The sequence below is a fragment of the Carboxydothermus islandicus genome, assembly GCF_001950325.1.
GTDB lineage: Bacteria > Bacillota > Z-2901 > Carboxydothermales > Carboxydothermaceae > Carboxydothermus > Carboxydothermus islandicus.
In genome coordinates this window covers 1-16479 of record NZ_BDJL01000035.1, presented here as the reverse complement: position 1 = coordinate 16479, position 16479 = coordinate 1, and the positions used below count along the sequence as shown (strand labels likewise).

General features: G+C 44.7%; 18 protein-coding genes and 1 pseudogene. 5 read left to right on the top strand and 14 right to left on the bottom strand.

Features of this window, described 5'->3' with window-relative positions:
* Positions 1–10: 10 nt before the first annotated feature.
* Positions 11–1525, top strand: a complete 1515-nt coding sequence (locus tag ciss_RS05755; RefSeq protein ID WP_075865335.1) for a S8 family peptidase — start codon at positions 11–13, stop codon at positions 1523–1525.
* A 47-nt stretch (positions 1526–1572) separates the two neighbouring features.
* Here ciss_RS05755 and ciss_RS05750 read toward each other — a convergent pair whose 3' ends face one another.
* The 13 genes from ciss_RS05750 to rpsF all read right to left on the bottom strand — a co-directional run bounded on the left by ciss_RS05750 (position 1573) and on the right by rpsF (position 11760).
* Positions 1573–2382, bottom strand: a complete 810-nt coding sequence (locus tag ciss_RS05750; protein ID WP_075865334.1) for a transposase — start codon at positions 2380–2382, stop codon at positions 1573–1575.
* 87 nt (positions 2383–2469) lie between these two features.
* Positions 2470–2706: a 4Fe-4S binding protein gene (locus tag ciss_RS05745; protein WP_011342994.1), complete on the bottom strand. Its 237-nt coding sequence runs from the start codon at positions 2704–2706 to the stop codon at positions 2470–2472.
* A 15-nt stretch (positions 2707–2721) separates the two neighbouring features.
* Positions 2722–3285, bottom strand: a complete 564-nt coding sequence (locus ciss_RS05740) for a 2-oxoacid:ferredoxin oxidoreductase subunit gamma family protein (RefSeq protein ID WP_075865333.1) — start codon at positions 3283–3285, stop codon at positions 2722–2724.
* Positions 3286–3287: 2 nt separating this feature from the next.
* Positions 3288–4031: a thiamine pyrophosphate-dependent enzyme gene (locus ciss_RS05735; protein ID WP_088775862.1), complete on the bottom strand. Its 744-nt coding sequence runs from the start codon at positions 4029–4031 to the stop codon at positions 3288–3290.
* A gap of 13 nt (positions 4032–4044) precedes the next feature.
* Positions 4045–5133, bottom strand: a complete 1089-nt coding sequence (locus ciss_RS05730) for a ferredoxin oxidoreductase (protein WP_075865332.1) — start codon at positions 5131–5133, stop codon at positions 4045–4047.
* A 21-nt stretch (positions 5134–5154) separates the two neighbouring features.
* Positions 5155–5817, bottom strand: coding sequence for a hypothetical protein (locus ciss_RS05725; protein WP_075865331.1), 663 nt, complete (start codon positions 5815–5817; stop codon positions 5155–5157).
* A 167-nt stretch (positions 5818–5984) separates the two neighbouring features.
* The gene (gene dnaB, locus ciss_RS05720) at positions 5985–7316 is read right to left on the bottom strand and encodes a replicative DNA helicase (RefSeq protein ID WP_075865330.1); all 1332 of its coding nucleotides are present in this window, start codon (positions 7314–7316) and stop codon (positions 5985–5987) included.
* A 12-nt stretch (positions 7317–7328) separates the two neighbouring features.
* Positions 7329–9227 carry a Lon family ATP-dependent protease gene (lonC, locus tag ciss_RS05715; protein WP_075865329.1) on the bottom strand — a complete coding sequence of 633 codons (1899 nt, stop codon included), beginning with the start codon at positions 9225–9227 and terminating at the stop codon, positions 7329–7331.
* Positions 9228–9229: 2 nt separating this feature from the next.
* Entirely contained in the window at positions 9230–9685 is a 456-nt protein-coding gene (gene rplI, locus ciss_RS05710) for a 50S ribosomal protein L9 (RefSeq protein ID WP_075865328.1), read from the bottom strand.
* Positions 9657–10646 (bottom strand): YybS family protein, encoded by a 990-nt coding sequence (locus ciss_RS05705; protein ID WP_075865327.1) that lies wholly within the window; start codon positions 10644–10646, stop codon positions 9657–9659. Before ciss_RS05705 ends, rplI begins: the two co-directional genes overlap by 29 nt.
* A 124-nt stretch (positions 10647–10770) precedes the next feature.
* A complete protein-coding gene (gene rpsR / locus ciss_RS05700) occupies positions 10771–11001 on the bottom strand; it encodes a 30S ribosomal protein S18 (protein WP_011342985.1) in 231 nt (76 codons plus the stop codon).
* An 18-nt stretch (positions 11002–11019) separates the two neighbouring features.
* Positions 11020–11451 (bottom strand): single-stranded DNA-binding protein, encoded by a 432-nt coding sequence (locus ciss_RS05695; RefSeq protein ID WP_075865326.1) that lies wholly within the window; start codon positions 11449–11451, stop codon positions 11020–11022.
* Positions 11452–11469: 18 nt separating this feature from the next.
* Positions 11470–11760 (bottom strand): 30S ribosomal protein S6, encoded by a 291-nt coding sequence (rpsF, locus tag ciss_RS05690; RefSeq protein ID WP_201787772.1) that lies wholly within the window; start codon positions 11758–11760, stop codon positions 11470–11472.
* A 170-nt stretch (positions 11761–11930) separates the two neighbouring features.
* On the opposite strand from rpsF, the gene cooS reads away from it, so the two are divergent.
* The 3 genes from cooS to ciss_RS05675 all read left to right on the top strand — a co-directional run bounded on the left by cooS (position 11931) and on the right by ciss_RS05675 (position 15021).
* On the top strand, positions 11931–13820 hold the full coding sequence (gene cooS, locus ciss_RS05685) for an anaerobic carbon-monoxide dehydrogenase catalytic subunit (protein WP_075865325.1): 1890 nt from the start codon (positions 11931–11933) through the stop codon (positions 13818–13820).
* A 153-nt stretch (positions 13821–13973) separates the two neighbouring features.
* A complete protein-coding gene (locus tag ciss_RS05680; protein WP_075865324.1) occupies positions 13974–14828 on the top strand; it encodes a mechanosensitive ion channel family protein in 855 nt (284 codons plus the stop codon).
* On the top strand, positions 14821–15021 hold the full coding sequence (locus ciss_RS05675) for a DUF951 domain-containing protein (RefSeq protein ID WP_075865323.1): 201 nt from the start codon (positions 14821–14823) through the stop codon (positions 15019–15021). The genes ciss_RS05680 and ciss_RS05675 overlap by 8 nt, the downstream gene beginning before the upstream one ends.
* Positions 15022–15214: 193 nt before the next feature.
* On the opposite strand, the pseudogene ciss_RS05670 reads toward ciss_RS05675, so the two are convergent.
* Positions 15215–16086 (bottom strand): annotated as a pseudogene (locus ciss_RS05670) (IS110 family RNA-guided transposase); the annotation flags it as partial.
* Between the two features lie 192 nt (positions 16087–16278).
* Between ciss_RS05670 and ciss_RS05665 the strand changes: the two are divergent.
* Positions 16279–16479: SSO2105 N-terminal domain-containing protein (locus ciss_RS05665; protein ID WP_501161885.1), on the top strand; the 201-nt coding region annotated here is incomplete at its 3' end.

Below are 16479 nucleotides of genomic sequence, written 5' to 3'. Positions count from 1 at the left end.
GGTGACAAAAATGGCAGGTAAGAATAAAGTGGGAAAAGTTTTAAAAGAAAAACTTTCTACCCTAAAGATAGGAGAAACGGTTAAGGTTGCGGTAATTTTCGAAGCGCCTTTTTACCGGAGCCTTGAGCGGGAAGAAGTAATTTCAACATTGGAAAAACATCTTGAGGAAAAGGTTAAAAAACTTTTAGGAGTTCGAGCTGATAAGGCAAAAAGTTTCTGGCTTTTACCGGGGTTTATTGCCGAGCTTGATGCGGATACTATTCAAAAGCTTTTAGAAAATCCCGAAGTAAGAAGCATTGATTTAGCGGAGCAAAGAATGAAAATCCCCGTTACCCGTCGAAAAATCTACCACCCTCCCCGGGCTCCTTTTAAGGAAAGCCTCTGGCAATATAAACCGGTAAATGCCTATGCCCTTTGGGATAAGGGATTGTTTGGAAATGGAATAGTGGTAGGCCATTTGGATACCGGAATAAATCCCAGGCATCCCAATCTCTTGGGGAAAATCGTAGGCTGGGCAAAGGTGAAGCAAGACGGTAAGGTGATTCCGGGTAAACCAAGCGAAGCTTTTGATGATAATGGTCACGGTACTTTTACCGGAGGTTTAATTGTTGCCGGTACAAAAGATAACCCCCTGGGAATTGCCCCCGCAGCAAAACTTTTTTCGGTAAAAGTTCTAGACCGTGATGGTTCCGGTAGCTTAGAGCAAGTAATCGCCGGCCTTCAGTATATAGCTTTACAAAAAAATATTAGCATAGTTAATATGTCGTGGGGGGTTGAAGGATTTTTATCTCTCCTCATTCAACCTATGGTCAATCTTCTGCTTTTAGGCATCCTGCCGGTAGCAGCCATTGGCAATGATGGCCCCGGAACGTCCTCAAGCCCCGGAAACATCCCCGGAGTTTTGGGCGTTGGAGCATTGGACTTTTATCCCAAAACCACAAATTATAAATTTCTTTACCCGGCCACCTTTAGCAACACTGAATTTGTAACTCCCCGAACTGCTACTTTTCGTTTTCCCTATTATTTAAAGCCAGACCTTTTAGCTCCGGGAGTTAGTGTCGTATCTACCTGGAGCAAAGGATACGCCTCCCAAAGCGGAAGTTCCGCTGCAGCACCGATAATTTCTGGCATGCTTGCCGCAATCACTGAAAAATATAAGTTAGCTCCAGAGACGCTTTTTAGCCTTTTAAAAATTTCGGGAAGCTTTGCCGGTAAACCAACCTTTGGTTATGGCTGGGGAATTCCTGATGCCGGGAAAATTTTAAACTATCTCGAAGAAGCCTCCTATCTAAAAATAATAAATCAAAATTCCATTGGAAAACCCCTCGAGGGAATAGTCTCGTTTAGTGCCAAAGGCCAGGATTTTATAGATGTGGGCTACATCCACCCGGTAACCGGTAGGTTAACCCTCCCGGCGCCGGCCAACACCGTGGTAAAATTTACGGTGGCCCAACCCCAGGGCAAGGTAAAAACCGTTGAACTCACCACTCCAGCCTCTACCACCACCAAAGAAGTAGTAGTTTAGGGACAGTCCCTAAAATTATACTTTAAGTATAGTTTTTGGGACACACTTTATTTTCGTACTTGCCCTAAATTTTTGATTAGACCGGCATAACTTTTACCTAAATACTTTGCGATTTCAGTATAGTTAATACTAAACTGTTCTTTAGCTCTTTTGGCAAATTCCATTTGAGCTGCAATAACATTAAAATTTCTTTTACCATTCTTTAGTTCATTAAACGAAATACCATATTCTTGGCAAACTTCCCTGGCCAGATAATTTAAGTTAAACAAATTTATACTATCCTCTGGCTCCAAATTTTCTGCTTCCATTTCGCCATATACTTCCTCTAAATATAGGGTATAGTACCTTACTCTTTCCTGGTGAGTACGTCCGAATAAGTTAAAAATAAAAGTATCCAAAAAAACCGGTGCCTCTTTGGGATGCAGAAAATAGTAATGGCTGCACCATTTATAATCGGAAAGATTTTTTACGATGCCTGCACGTAACGGATTTAAGTTTATGTAGCGAAATACTTCTTTTAGATATTTTTCCGTACCTACCAAAAACGATTTATACCTGTCCTGAAAAACATGTCCAACTTGCTCATAAGTTTTGTTAAAATAAATAGCATACGAAGTTAAAAAAGGTTGAAAAAAGTTAGCTAAAGGCTCATCAAAAGCTTCTACCAACAGGTGAAAATGATTTCCCATTAAAGCAAAAGCATAAACTTTAAGGGGATGTTCTTCCCATTTTTTCTGGAAAAGGTTAAAGAAAATGAGGTAATCTTGCTCCCGGCAAAAGATTGCCTCTTTTTTATTACCCCGGACAATGATGTGATAAATTCCTTCCGGCTCAAAATAACGGCTGGCCCTTGGCAACGGCTATACCCTCCCCTCAAGTATAAAGATAGGGACAGTCCCTATCTTTATACTTTAAGTATAAAGAAAAGAACCGTCCCTGGATTACTACTTTTTCTTTTCGACGTAGATGGCGCAGTCGGGGCAGACCATCTGGCAGATGCCGCAGGCGATACATTTATCATCGGATTCCACCGCCGGGGTGCCGTAAACACCTAATACTTCCGACCAGCTAATCGCTCCTTTGGGGCATTTTGCCATGCAGAGGCCGCAACCTTTGCAAAGGCCCGGATAAATCGTCCAGGTACCTTTGGTATGCTCTAAGACTCTTGCTTTAAATTCCACCGGTCTTCCCCCCTTCTACTGTTCCCGGACCAGGGAAGCACCCCGGTCAATGGCTTTATAGTTTAATTCCCGAAGACTCGGATCTTTTTCAAATTTATAGCCTAATTTCTTTTCAATAGCTTTTTTCGCCTGCTCTATTGTAACTACACCCGTAGCTTCCAGCACCGCTCCCATGATCAACACGTTAAATACCCGGGGGTGGAGTTCTTTTTTGGAAACTTCCAAAGCCGGAATCGCCAGGATTTTTTTAGCGTTGGTAGGCAGGTCCTTTTCTATCCCTTCAATACTGCTGTCGTAAACAAAAACAGTGTTTTCTCCTACGTACTGCCGGGTCCGCCGTACTGCCCGGTCGGAAAGGGCTACCACGATATCCCCTTTTTCAAACTTGGGACTGCCGATAGGCTCATCGCTAATTTGGATAAAGGCAATGGAAACTCCGCCTCGCTGCTCAACGCCAAAGTTAGGTATATAGATTGCCTCTTTCCCCTCTTCATTGGCCGCTTCGGCAATAATTTCCGCTACCGACTGAACTCCCTGTCCACCTTCGCCGGCCAGAGCAATTTTAACGACCTTCGCCATTTTTATTCCCCCTTCCCGGGTACTTTTAATTCCCCTACTTTAAAGTATTGGGTCATGGTGTTTTCAATGAAGTCCCAGGTTTCTTTGGCATTGGTCCTCCAGTTGGTAGGACAGCCGGAAAGCACTTCCACAAAGGAAAAACCGTTGCCGGCCATCTGGTTTTCAATGGCTTTCTTGATGAATCCTTTTAACTGGCGGAGATTGGCCACCGTTCCCCGGGCCACATAAGCTCCTTCCCGGGCTATTGCCGCTACCATTTCCGGACCTAAGGTCGGATATCCGGTTTCATCAACATCCCGTCCATATGGAGTGGTCTCGGTTTTTTGTCCCGGTAGAGTGGTTGGCGCCATTTGCCCACCGGTCATTCCGTAGTTGGTGTTGTTAACCAGGATAACGGTGATCTTTTCGTTTCTTGCCGCAGCATTAACCAGATGCTGCGAGCCAATAGCGTAACCGCCACCGTCCCCCATGTAAGCAATGGTTATTAATTCCGGGTTAGCCCTCTTTATCCCGGTTATGACCGGTGTGGTACGACCGTGGTGGGTTTGGATGGTATCCACATTGAAAAAGTCCCAGGCCAAAAGGGAACAACCAATATCTACTCCAAAAACCGTTTTATCCTGAATGCCCAGCTCATCAATGACCATACCCAAAGCTTTCAAAGCTATCCCGTGGCCGCAGCCGGGGCAAAACTTATGGGGTTTTGATTCTATATTCCAGCTTTTTGGTATTTGCGGATAGTTCACCTTTATCCCTCCCTTATTTGACCTCGTGGTACTTGGCCACGATTTCTTCCTGGGTAATGCCCACACCCGGCTTTAAGATGGTGTGTATTTCAACATCGGTACCGTAAATTGCCTCTTTAATTTGCTTTAAAAGCTGACCATAGGAAGATTCAGCTATAATTAGTTTCTTGGCTCTTTGAGCAATTTCCCGTAGTTCGTTTACCGCAAGAGGTCTCAAGGTAATTGGCCGGAAATAGCCCACTTTTTTCTCACCTTCGGCAAGAAGCTCTTTTACCGCTCCTTTAGCTGCCCGGGAAACGACACCGTGGGCAATGATAACGGTATCCGCTTCAAAGGCATTTAGTTCCTCAAATTCTACCACTTCCGGTATTATGGCTTCGTACGCTTTGGCAAGGTTCATGACCACTTCATACAGTTCTTCCTCGGTGTTGTAGGTGTTCCGCATATGACTTGGTTTGCGGTCTACCCCGGGAGTGCCGGGAGCACCCATGTAGGGAGTAGGCTTCACAAGTTCGATCCCTCTTTCGGCAGGATCGTACATAACACAGGCTTCCCGCATTTTGGCTTGATAACCATCACCCAAGATAAAGGTGGGGAAACGGTATTTCCAGGCGGTATTAAAGCCTTTAATTACATAATCATAAAGGTCCTGGTGGCTTGAGGTAGAGTAGACAATTCTAAAGCCTTCACCGTTGCCACCATAGGTGGTCATCGTCACTTCCTGCTGGGAATAGATAACGGTAGCCGTTGATGGACCACCCCGCTGTTGTACTATCAAGAGGGTGGGTATCCGCATCATTTCCGCCATAGACATAGGCTCCTGCATCAAGGTGTTGCCTGGACCGGCAGTGGCAGTAAAAGCCTTTCTTCCCGCCAGGACCCCTCCTATGGTAGTAAAACCAGCCGAGAGCTCGTCCTCGGTTTGTAAAAACTTTTTGCCGTATTTGGGCGCAAGCCTGGTCCAGTAGTGCATGATTTCGTTTTGGGGAGTAATCGGGTAACCGTACATAATATCCGCTTCGGCCATCACCGCCGCATAAGCGATAACTTCGTTCCCGGTCATAAACACTCTTTGCTCCCCGGTAATTGGCTTATTTGCCATTTTTCGCACCTCCTCGTAGTATTACCAAAAAGTTTTTGGCATATATCTTACTAACCCCTTAACCGGGGTTTTAAGCTTTTGAAGCATTTCCTCATTACCATTAATTAGTTTTTGGTCAACGGCGGTCCACAATACCGGTAAGCCCAAAATTTTTGCAGCCCTTAACACTTTTTCCTCGCCGTCATAAATTACTTCCCAGGTGGTTTCATCCCCCAGGTGGGTATTGTTGATTAAACCATCCACCCGGTCAAGACTTTTTACATGCTCCACAATATCATCAACTTCCCGGGTCATGGGACGGGAAGCATTGATAACTGCATAAACTTTTAAATTTGGTTCCTGCCAGATTCCTTCAATTAAGTTTAAACTCCGTGAACCATGCACACCGTAGCCCACATCAAAAATTACATCCCCGGGATTTTTCAGGGCCCAGCGAATTTCCGGCTTCAAAAGGACTCCCGTTTCCCCAAAACCCAAAACTTCATTTCGCTCCCAGGCCAATACTTTAAGTCCCAAAGCTTCCAACTCTTTTTTAATGGGAGTCAGGGTATAAAAGGGTTCTACCGTATCCAAGTCCACTAAGTTTACCGTTCGGCCTAGATTTTTTAGTTCCAATGCCCGGTTTACGGCATTTTCACTCTTTCCGCTGGCATATTCGCCAATAAATGCTTCCACTATGCGCATTTTTATCATCCTAAACTGTTATATAATTTTTTTCAAAAAAACTTTCTTTTTGTATAATATCCCCCTAAAAACGCAAAAGCGGGACAAAGTACCTTTGTCCCGTCTAATGCTGCGTTTTAAATTAGTATACCTCTAATTTCTTTAAAACGTCAAGTTTTGCCAAAAAATTATTCCGTATACTTTTTAGCCAAATTAACAAATTTGGTGAATTCTTTTAAAAATCCCAGCTCCACAATTCCCGTTGGGCCGTTTCTTTGCTTGGCAATGATAATTTCCGCTATGCTTTTTTTGTCCGTATCGGGTTTATAATACTCCTCCCGGTAGATAAACATGACAATATCGGCATCCTGTTCTAAAGAACCGGATTCCCTTAAATCCGACATAATAGGCCTTTTATCCTGCCGCGCCTCCACCGCCCGGGAAAGCTGGGATAACGCCACCACCGGTAAGTCTAACTCTTTCGCCAGCCCTTTTAAGGCCCGGGATATTTCGGAAATTTCCTGCTGCCGGCTTTCAGCCCGGCGGCTACCATTTAAAAGTTGCAGGTAGTCAATTATTATTAACCCAATGTTTTTTTCCTGCTTAAGCCTCCTGGCTCTGGCCCGAAGCTCGCGGATCGTTAAACCGGGAGTATCGTCAATGTAAATCGGGGCTTTAGCTAATATTCCCGCCACTTCGGTTAGCCGCAGCCAATCTTCATCGGAAAGCTCCCCGGCTCTTACCCGGTGCTGGTCTACCATAGCTTCGGAGGTCAGCATCCTGGTCACCAGCTGCTCTTTGGACATTTCCAGGCTGAAAACCGCCACCGGCACTCCGCTTTTTATCGCAGCATTCTGGGCAACATTAAGACAAAAACTGGTTTTTCCCATCGCCGGCCGGGCGGCCACAATAATCAGGTCGCTTTTCTGCAAGCCATTTAACATTCGGTCTAAATCGTAAAAATGAGTTGGAATCCCGGTAATATTGCCCCGGTTCTGGTACAAAAACTCAATTCGTTCAATGGCGTCGTAAACAATTTCTCGAACCGCGGTATACGACTGCTGATTCCGTTTCATTCCTACCTCTAACACCAGTCGTTCCGCTTCTTCTAAAATGCTTTCCGCATCTCTTTCAGTATAACTAAGCCTTTTTATTTTCTCCGAAAGGTCGATTAAATGCCGTAAAACTGCTTTTTCTTCAATTATCTCGGCATGGCTTTCCAAAGTAGCTTCCGGCACCGCCATGGCCAAAAGGGAGGCAATATACGAAACGCCGCCAGCCCGCTCCAGGTCACCTTTTTGCTTTAAGGCCTCGGTTACCGTTAAAAGGGTAATCGGTTCGCCCTTTTCATTTAATTCGAGCATTACCTGGTAAAGGAGTTTATGGGATTCCCGGTAAAAATCCTCGGGTTTTAAGATTTCAATTACTTTATAGAGATTTTCCCCGTTAGTTAAAATAGTCCCCAAAACCGCTTGCTCGGCATCAATATTATGTGGCGGTAGCATTAAAAGCTCGTTCATAAAGAAATCCTCCTATACCGCCCGGGTGGTTAAAAGGGGTTTTTGGGTGGCAATTTCCACTACTTCTTCCACCGTCTTTACCGGCACAACTTTTATCCCCAAAAGACCCCTGGGTACATCTTTTAAATTATCAAAGGGAATCAGTACCGTAGAAATTCCCGCCTGTTTCGCACCGTAAATTTTCTCCGGAATTCCGCCTACGGCCTTAATCCGTCCGTGCACGGAAATCTCACCGGTAATAGCAATGTCCTGGCGCAAAGGGGTCCTGGTAATTGCCGAGTACATCACCAAAAACAGCGCTGCCCCGGCGGAAGGACCATCAATATTGCCTCCGCCTACGACGTTTACATGCAGGTCATAGTTATGGGGATCGATGCCGGTAATTTTTCGGATAGATGACAAAGCGTTAAACACCGAATCTTTAGCCATGGAGCCGGCAGTATCGTTAAAACGTACCGTCCCCTGACCGGGAGTTTTGGCATCAAAGGCTATTCCCTCAATTTCTAATACCGACCCCAAATATTGATAAACCCCCAAGCCAAACACTTTGCCAATTTCATAAGTATCGCTACCCTTAACCAGGTTATTGGGAGAAATCCGGCTGACATTGACCACTTCTAATATATCATCGGCGGTAATGGTTAAACCATCCCCTTCGGGATTTTTAAACCGGGCTATAGCATATCCATCGGCTAAAATATTAACGGCCTTCCGTCCTTCCACCGTATAGCCGGCAATTAGTTCCGGTACATCCGGAGCAAGTTTGACATTTAACTTTTGCGCCGCTTTTAAAACTATTTCCTTTATTTCCGCCGGCCCCAGCGGCTCAAAAAAGATTTCCGCACAGCGTGACCTTAAGGCCGGATTTATTTCTTCCGGCGAACGGGTGGTGGCCCCGATTAAAATAAAGTCCGCCGGCGCCCCTTCCTCAAAGATTTTTTTAATGTACTTGGGAACATTGGGGTCATCGGGGTCGTAATAGGCCGAATCAAAATATACCCTTTTATCTTCCAAAACTTTCAAAAGCTTATTCTGGAGTAAAGGATCCAACTCACCAATTTCATCGATAAACAATATCCCGCCGTGGGCTTCGGTAACAAGGCCGAGTTTTGGCTCCGGAACTCCTGTTTCCGCTAAATCTCGCCGGGCTCCCTGATAAATGGGGTCATGCACCGAACCCAAAAGGGGATTGGTAACTTCCCGGGGGTCCCAGCGCAATGTAGTTCCATCCACTTCCACAAAGGGAGCATCCGGAGCAAAAGGGGAACCTTTACGCTTTTTGGCCTCTTCCAAACACAAACGGGCAGCGGTGGTTTTCCCCACCCCCGGCGGACCATACAAAATTATGTGCTGAGGAAAAGGTGATGAAAGTTTTGCTAAAAGTGCCCGAATAGCCCGCTCCTGCCCGACGATTTCGGAAAAACTCCGGGGACGGAGAAAAGACATAGCCGTGGCAGCGATTTTGGTTTCTTCTAATTTTTCCAGGCGGGCAAGTTTTTTTAGCGTTTGAGCGTTTTCAACGTTACCGGATTCTTTTAAAACCTGCCGCCGGATTTCCTCTAAATACTCCTCATGCCGTTCCTGCATCTTCCTCTCTACTTTGCGCTCCAGGTCTTCCTCTACCGTCCGGCGGGCTAAAATATCCGCGATATGGTCTTCAATGGTAGCTAAAATTTCGGCAAGTTCACCTGCCGCCGGTACCCGGGTCAGGGAGGGATCCTCTAAGACGATTTTCTGATAGCCCAATACCTTCTCTTCTAACTTCTCCGATTGAATGAGATTTAAGGCTTCCACCTTGGCAGCTTTTAAAATAAGTTTATCCGGACCGTATAAATTGGTTAATACATTTCCGATTAGTTCGACTTTTTTTTCTAATTCGCGCCGCTCTTTGGGTAAGATAAAAAATTTCACCTTTAACCCCTTCCTTCTTCTTTAACCGCTACCTTGAGTTTTGCTGTAACCTCCGGATGAAGCTTTACTTCTACCGTATACACTCCAAGGGCTTTAATGTTTTCTTTTAAATCCAATTTTCTTTTATCAATTTTAATTTGGTAATTTTTTTCTAAAGCTTCGGCAATATCTTTACTGGTTATCGCTCCAAAAAGCTTACCATTTTCCCCGCATTTTCCGTATAAGACCAATTCAATATTTTTAAGCTTTTCCGCCAAGCTTCTTGCCTCCTGTAATTCTTTTTCTTTCCTCCGGTTTGCCGCTTCTTTTTGTTGTTGTAATTCCTTTAATCTACCTTCGGTAGCCTCTACCGCAAGACCTTTAGCAATCAGGTAGTTACGTCCGTAACCTTCGGCAACCTCCACTACATCTCCCTTTTTTCCAAGCTTTTTAACTTCTGTCAGTAGTATTACTTTCATCATTAACCCTCCCGGATTCCCACTTTTTACGAAAATCAAACAGTGTATCGGATATGCCTAAAACCAGGATAAACCACATGGCCATCGGGGGATATAATATCCCAAATACTATTAAAAATGTTCGCCAAAGGGGCGGTAAAATCTGGTTTTTAAAGGCAAAAACGGTAATGCTAAGCCCACTTATAAAAAACAAAAAGCCGGTTATATACATGAGATTAAAGCCAATTCTACTTATTACCGGATATTTTGGAAAGCCCGAAAACATTAATACTCCCACTGCCATTACCAATAAAAGCCATAAGGGCATCCGCCAAAACCGAAAAGGAGGCAAGTCGGGATAACTATATCCTAAGCGGCTCAAAAGCTTTTTCGTTAGAATAAAGGTAAGATAAGCAAAAATTAGCGAAGAAATTAGGATCGCGCCGGGGAATAATAGCTCGGCTATTTTAGGCATCTGGGCAAAAGTATCGGCCAGCATTTTCGCCTGTTCGGTACCGGGCTTAATAAGTCCCGTTTTATAGTAAAACTCCAATACCTGTTTTCCCGCTTCTTCCATATTCCGTCCGATGGCAAAAGGATTAATTTTAGTAAGGAAAAAGGTAATCCCCCACGTAATTACCGTTCCTAAAGTTCCCGCTACCATCCCAGCAGCAACCGTTAAGGTTGGTTTTAAGTTTCTTTTGATAAAATAACCATAAACAAGCCCAAGAGGCCCCGTTTTAAATAAAACCGTAAAAACCGATATAGGGTCAGCCATAGTTAAAAGGGGAAGAATTGCCGCCACTCCGATTGCCAAAATACCAGCTTTGGTCGAATGCCTTACTACTAACACGGCAATGGGTATGGGGGTAACAAAGTCTACAACTATTGCTAACGGTGGAAAATACACACTTAATATGACCAAAACCGCTGTAATCGCCGCTAAAAAAGCACTTTCCACTAACTGCCTGGTGTTGTTCAAAAAACCACCTCATTCTCTTGTTTAACTTTAATTATAATCGTAAGTTGCCAATTATTATAGAGTAAATCACTGGAACTTGCAATAAACTAAAAAAAGGAGCCATAAAAAGCTCCTTTTTTAGCGCTTATTCTACGGTAAACGGCAGTAAAGCCATAATTCGAGCCCGCTTGATGGCGGTAGTAAGACGCCGCTGGTGCCGGGCGCAATTACCGGAAATCCGTCGGGGAAGAATTTTACCCCGTTCGGTAATATATTTTTTCAGACGGTTGACGTCTTTGTAATCTACATCTACTATTTTATCCACGCAAAAAGCACATACCCGCTTTTTGCGGCGGCTACCTTTTTCTTTTTTCACGGTCCAACCTCCCTTACGTTAAAATGGGATATCTTCATCGCTAATCTCGATTTCCGTACCAAAATCCGACGGGTCAAAGTCCACCGCAGGAAACTCGTCAGGTAAGCTGCCTGAAGCCAGTCCAGCAGTTTTAGGTTTATCTAAAAACCTCACGTTTTCCCCCACTACTTCATAAACCCGCCGTTTCTGGCCTTCTTTATCGGTATAGTTTCTAATTTGCAGTCTTCCCTCCACCATAATAAGCCGCCCTTTGGTTAAGACGCGGGCAACAGTTTCGGCAAGCTTCTGCCAAACTACCACATCGATAAAGTCGGTTTCCCGTTGCCCTTCTCTGGTAGTGAAAGGGCGGTCTACCGCAACGGTGATCGATGCTACCGGCGTTCCCTGGGGTGTATGTCTAAGCTCCGGATCCCGGGTCAGCCTCCCTATTAAAATAACTTTATTAAACATAAAATTCACCCCAAAAGGTTACTTGTCTTCCCGGATTACGATATGCCGCACAACATCATCGGAAATTCTTAAAACCCGGTCAAGCTCTTGCACGGTTTCTGCCTTAGCCTTAAAGTTCATCACCACATAATAGCCTTCCCGGAGCTTTTTAATTTCATAGGCAAAACGCCGTTTCCCCCAGCGGTCGATATTGGTCACTTCGCCGCCGTCCTGTTCAATCATCCCTTTAAATCTCTCAATAATGCTTTCGGTTTTTTCCGCATCAAGCTCCGGATGCAAAATGTACATTACTTCGTACTGGCGCAGCATTACTTACACCTCCTCCCTCTGGACTATGGCCCTACCTCGCTGGATAGAGCAGGGTAGTATAGTTTGCCGCAAAAATTATAACACTCCTAAAGCTTTTTGGCAACCTTATGTATATTTTTTTATTTAAAATACCAATCTATGAAAAGAAATTTTTCAAAGGAGGTAAGTTAATGGCTACAAAAACGTCCATTCACCCATCGGTTAACGAGCTATATCAGCGATTAGCCGCAGACCAGCTTTCCAACTGTTTTGACCGTTTTGACCCCCAGGAAAAGATCCGCTGCAATTACTGTGAACTGGGGGTTTCCTGTCAGCTCTGCAGTAACGGTCCCTGCCGGATAAACGAAAAAGTTGGAGCAACTTTAGGGGTCTGCGGAATTAACGCCGATGGCATGGCAATGCGCTACCTGCTTTTAAGAAACGTAATGGGTACTTCAACCTATACTTACCATGCCTATGAAGCTTATAAAACTTTAAAAATGACCGCTCTCGGTAACACCCCCTTTACCATTACCGATAAAGATAAACTTTACCAGATGGCCAGAGATTTAGAGCTAAACACCGAAGGCAAACCGGAAGATGTGGCAGTACGTCTTTCCGACTTTTTAATCTGGGAGTTATACCGGGATTATGACGAACCGGGGAAAATGATTGAGGTCTACGCTCCTTTAAAACGAAAAGAAGTCTGGCGTAAGCTTGGGATTTATCCGGCCGGTCCCCTGCACGAGCTAAAAGATGCCGCTGCCAGCTGCCTTACCAACGTCGACGGGGATTATGTATCCCTCGCAACTAAAGGACTTAGGCTCGGACTTTCCTGTATTTACGGTGCCCAGATAGGTCTTGAGTTAGTGCAGGATATTTTATTTGGTACCGGTATGCCCCATGAAATGGATGTGGACCTGGGCATCTTTGATGCGGATTACGTCAACATCGTCTTTAACGGTCACGAGCCATTTGTCGGGGTGGCTTTAATCTTAGCGGCTAAAGATGCGGTAAATCAGGATAAAGCCAGAACCGCCGGAGCCAAAGGCCTTAGAATTTACGGCAGCATTGAAAGCGGGCAGGAGGTGATTCAGCGCTTCCAAAAGGATGAAGTTTTCCGGGGGCTGACCGGCAACTGGCTAACTATTGAACCGATGTTAGCCACGGGCGCCGTTGATGTCTTAGCGATGGATATGAATTGCTCACCGCCCCATTTAGGGCCTTTAGCGGAAAAATATGGAGCAACATTAATCTCGGTATCCCGGCTGGTTCGGTTCCCGGGTATTCACCATTTCCTTGACTATAAACCCAGTGAAGTTCGGGAAATCGCGCAAAAAATCATTGATATCGCCGTTGACAACTTTAAAAATAAGCGTCACGGAAAAATTACCCCCAAAATTCCTGCCAACATCCAAAAAGCCATCACCGGTTTCACCCCGGAAGCTATTTTAAAAACTTTGGGCGGTAGCATACATCCTTTAATTGAAGTGATTAAAGCCGGAAAGATTAAAGGTGCTGTCGGGCTTGTCAACTGCACCACCTTAAAAAACGGGCCCCAGGATTACGTCACCGTAAACCTGGCAAAAGAGTTAATTAAGCGGGATATCCTGATCTTATCCGGGGGCTGCGGCAACCATGCCCTTGAAGTTGCCGGACTCTGTAATTTGGATGCGATAAGCTTAGCCGGACCCGGGCTTTCCGAAGTATGCCGGAGTTTAAACATTCCACCGGTACTGTCTTTTGGTACCTGCACCGACACCGGTAGAATTTCCCTGGTGGTAACAGCCCTGGCCAATACTTTAAACGTCGATACCGCCGATTTGCCGGTAGCGGTTACCGCCCCCATGTACATGGAGCAAAAAGCTACCATTGACGCTCTCTTTGCTTTAGCTTACGGCTTGTTTACCCATGTAGCTCCGGACCCACCGGTAATGGGTGCCCCTAACCTGGTAAAACTTTTAACCCGGGACCTCCCCAACATCACCGGCGGAAGGATAGCCGTGGGGAGCGACCCGGTTAAAGTTGCCGACGATATCCTTGCCCACATCAACGACCGCCGCGCCAAACTTGGTATTTAAGGGACGGTTCTGCCAGCGAGCTATTCGCTGGCAGTTTTTTGTCTTAACTAAGGGAAAATGGTCACTGTAAGAACCGTCCCTTCCGGTACCATTTGTTTTTTTGGAAGAAATTAAATATAATATTGTATTAGATTAATTGCCGGGGGGATATTTATGAATTTTGGTGTTTTAAACTTAAACTGGGATAAAATTCTCGATAAATCCTTAATTCTTTTAATTATTCTGGTAAGTTCAGTAGTACTACTTAAACTTGGTCACTCCTTTATCAACCGTTTTATTGTTCCCTACGGCAAAAAGTTAAAGTTAAAAGAAAGCCGGGTAGAAACTTTAAGAACTATTTTAAAAAGTCTCTGGAGTTACTTTATTTACATTACCGCTTTTCTGACAATTATTGCCCAGGTCTTTGAAAATACCGGTTTTGCCAAAACCCTTTTAACCGGAGCCGGTATTTTAGGTTTAGCCGTCAGCTTTGGCGCCCAGAGTTTGGTTAAAGATGTAATAAGCGGCTTTTTTATTTTAATGGAAGACCAGTTTGCGGTGGGGGATTACGTTACCATCGGGCAAACCTCCGGCATTGTCGAAGAATTAGGACTTAGAGTTACCAAACTCCGGGATTTTACCGGAGAGCTTCATATCATCCCTAACGGCAGTATAACAATGGTCACCAACAAAACCCGGGGGCCGCAGCGGGCTTTAGTGGACGTAGGGGTAGCATACGAAGAGGATGTGGAAAAGGTACATCAGGTTTTAGAAAAGGTCTGCCAGCAAATAAAAGAAAAATACGGGGAACTTATCTATGAAGGCCCCAAAGTTCTGGGAATTGTTAATTTCGGACCCTCGGAAATGGTTTTTCGGGTAATTGCCAAGGTAAAACCCATGGAACAGTGGAATATCGAGTGGGAGCTTAGAAAAGCCATTAAAGAAGCTTTTGACGCCGAAGGAATAGAAATTCCATATCCCCGACGGGTCTACATTACCCGGGAGGAAAGGGAGATGGATAATGGTTGATCCGCGCGAAATTCAGATAGGCGATATAATTAAACTAAAAAAGCCCCACCCCTGCGGAAGTTACGAGTGGGAAGTATTAAAAATAGGTATTGATTTTCGCTTAAAATGCACCGGCTGTGCCCATATTATTTTAGTTCCCCGGGAAAAAATAATTAGAAAAATCCGGGCGGTACGCAAAACTACTGGAAATTAGATGTTAGAAGTTAGAGGTTGGAAATATAAAAAACCATAAAAAATAAAATAATACATTAAGACTCACGGTAAAAAGTCAAGGACCAAGAAATGGAAATTAGAAAGTAGGGGCTAAAAAAGGCAATAACAACCCTCTCCAACTATATGGTAATAGTTGGAAAATAACAGAGGAAAGAAAAGGTTTTATTCAAGAACTATTTCATCACCGTACCTTTGTAGATTTGGCCTTTGCTCAGCAGGGCAAAGACCAGCCTTACTAATTTGCGGGCAGTTAGAACCAGCGCTCGCTTATGTTGATGCTTGGTAGCTTCGTGATACTTACTTTGGTAGTAGGCCTTATACTCCTCGTTGTGCACCCGCAACGAGTTGGCTGCCTGGACCAGGTAGTAGCGGAGGTACCTGTTGCCACTCTTTGTCAGGCGGCGTTCTTCGGCGTAAAAATCACCTGATTGGTAGCGGATCCAGGTAAGGCCGGCGTATTGAGCCAGAGCGGCTTGATCTTTGAAACGCGTTTGATATCGCCAATTTCGGCTATAATACCAGCAGCCGAGATGGGACCGAGGCCTTTTACGCTGGTCAGAGTTTGAGGTATGGCTTCTAACTCCCGGCAAATGACTTTATCCAGTTGTTTAAGCTGCCTTTTGAGGTGGTCAATATCCTGGAGAGTAAGAGAAAGAGCAACCTCACAAGCTGCGAGCATTTTAGGATTAAGGCGGTAGGCGCGGCGGGCAGCCTGTTTGAGGGCCTTAGCCATATTCTCAGGTGAGACTAATTTGTTGTTACCATGGGACTGGATGAACTCTGCCAGCTCTTCCAATGGCATTTCTATAAGTTCATCTGGTGTAAATTCCTGTAATACTGCCAGGGAGGCCTTACCAAAAGTTTGACTAAAAAGCTTGTCCTGGTGATAATTAGAAAACTTAAGGAAGAGGAGATTTAAGGCTCGGTTCTGTTCGGCGGTCACCATTTCCACGAGGTGTAGGCGCAGGCGGGTGAGCTGGCGCAAAGGCTCAGTCACTATAGTTTCCCGGCTACAAGGGGTAAGATGGCCGAAGCGCACCCGTTTTAATCTTTGCAAAGGCACGCCAAGTTATCAAGAACCCTCAACTTAATTTTCAACTCGGGTTCTATGATAACTTCCAAGTCAAATTATACGAGGAGGTTTAAGCAGTTGAGCTAAACAATGCAAAATAGTGCAATAACAACTGTTTTGCAATAAATAAATCTAACTGCTCAAAATTGAAAGGCAGCGATGGTAATGAAGCAAATCATAACAATACAGGCAAGGTTATTTCCAAAGAAAGAAGAAAAAGAATGTTTAGACAACCTGATGCAAAAATGGAACTCCTGCAAAAGATATGCCTATAACCGCCTGCTTGAAGGAAAAACCCGAAAAGAACTTAAGAAAGAACTGCAAAGTTTCTTTAAATTGAATTCCAGATATGTAGACGATGCTATA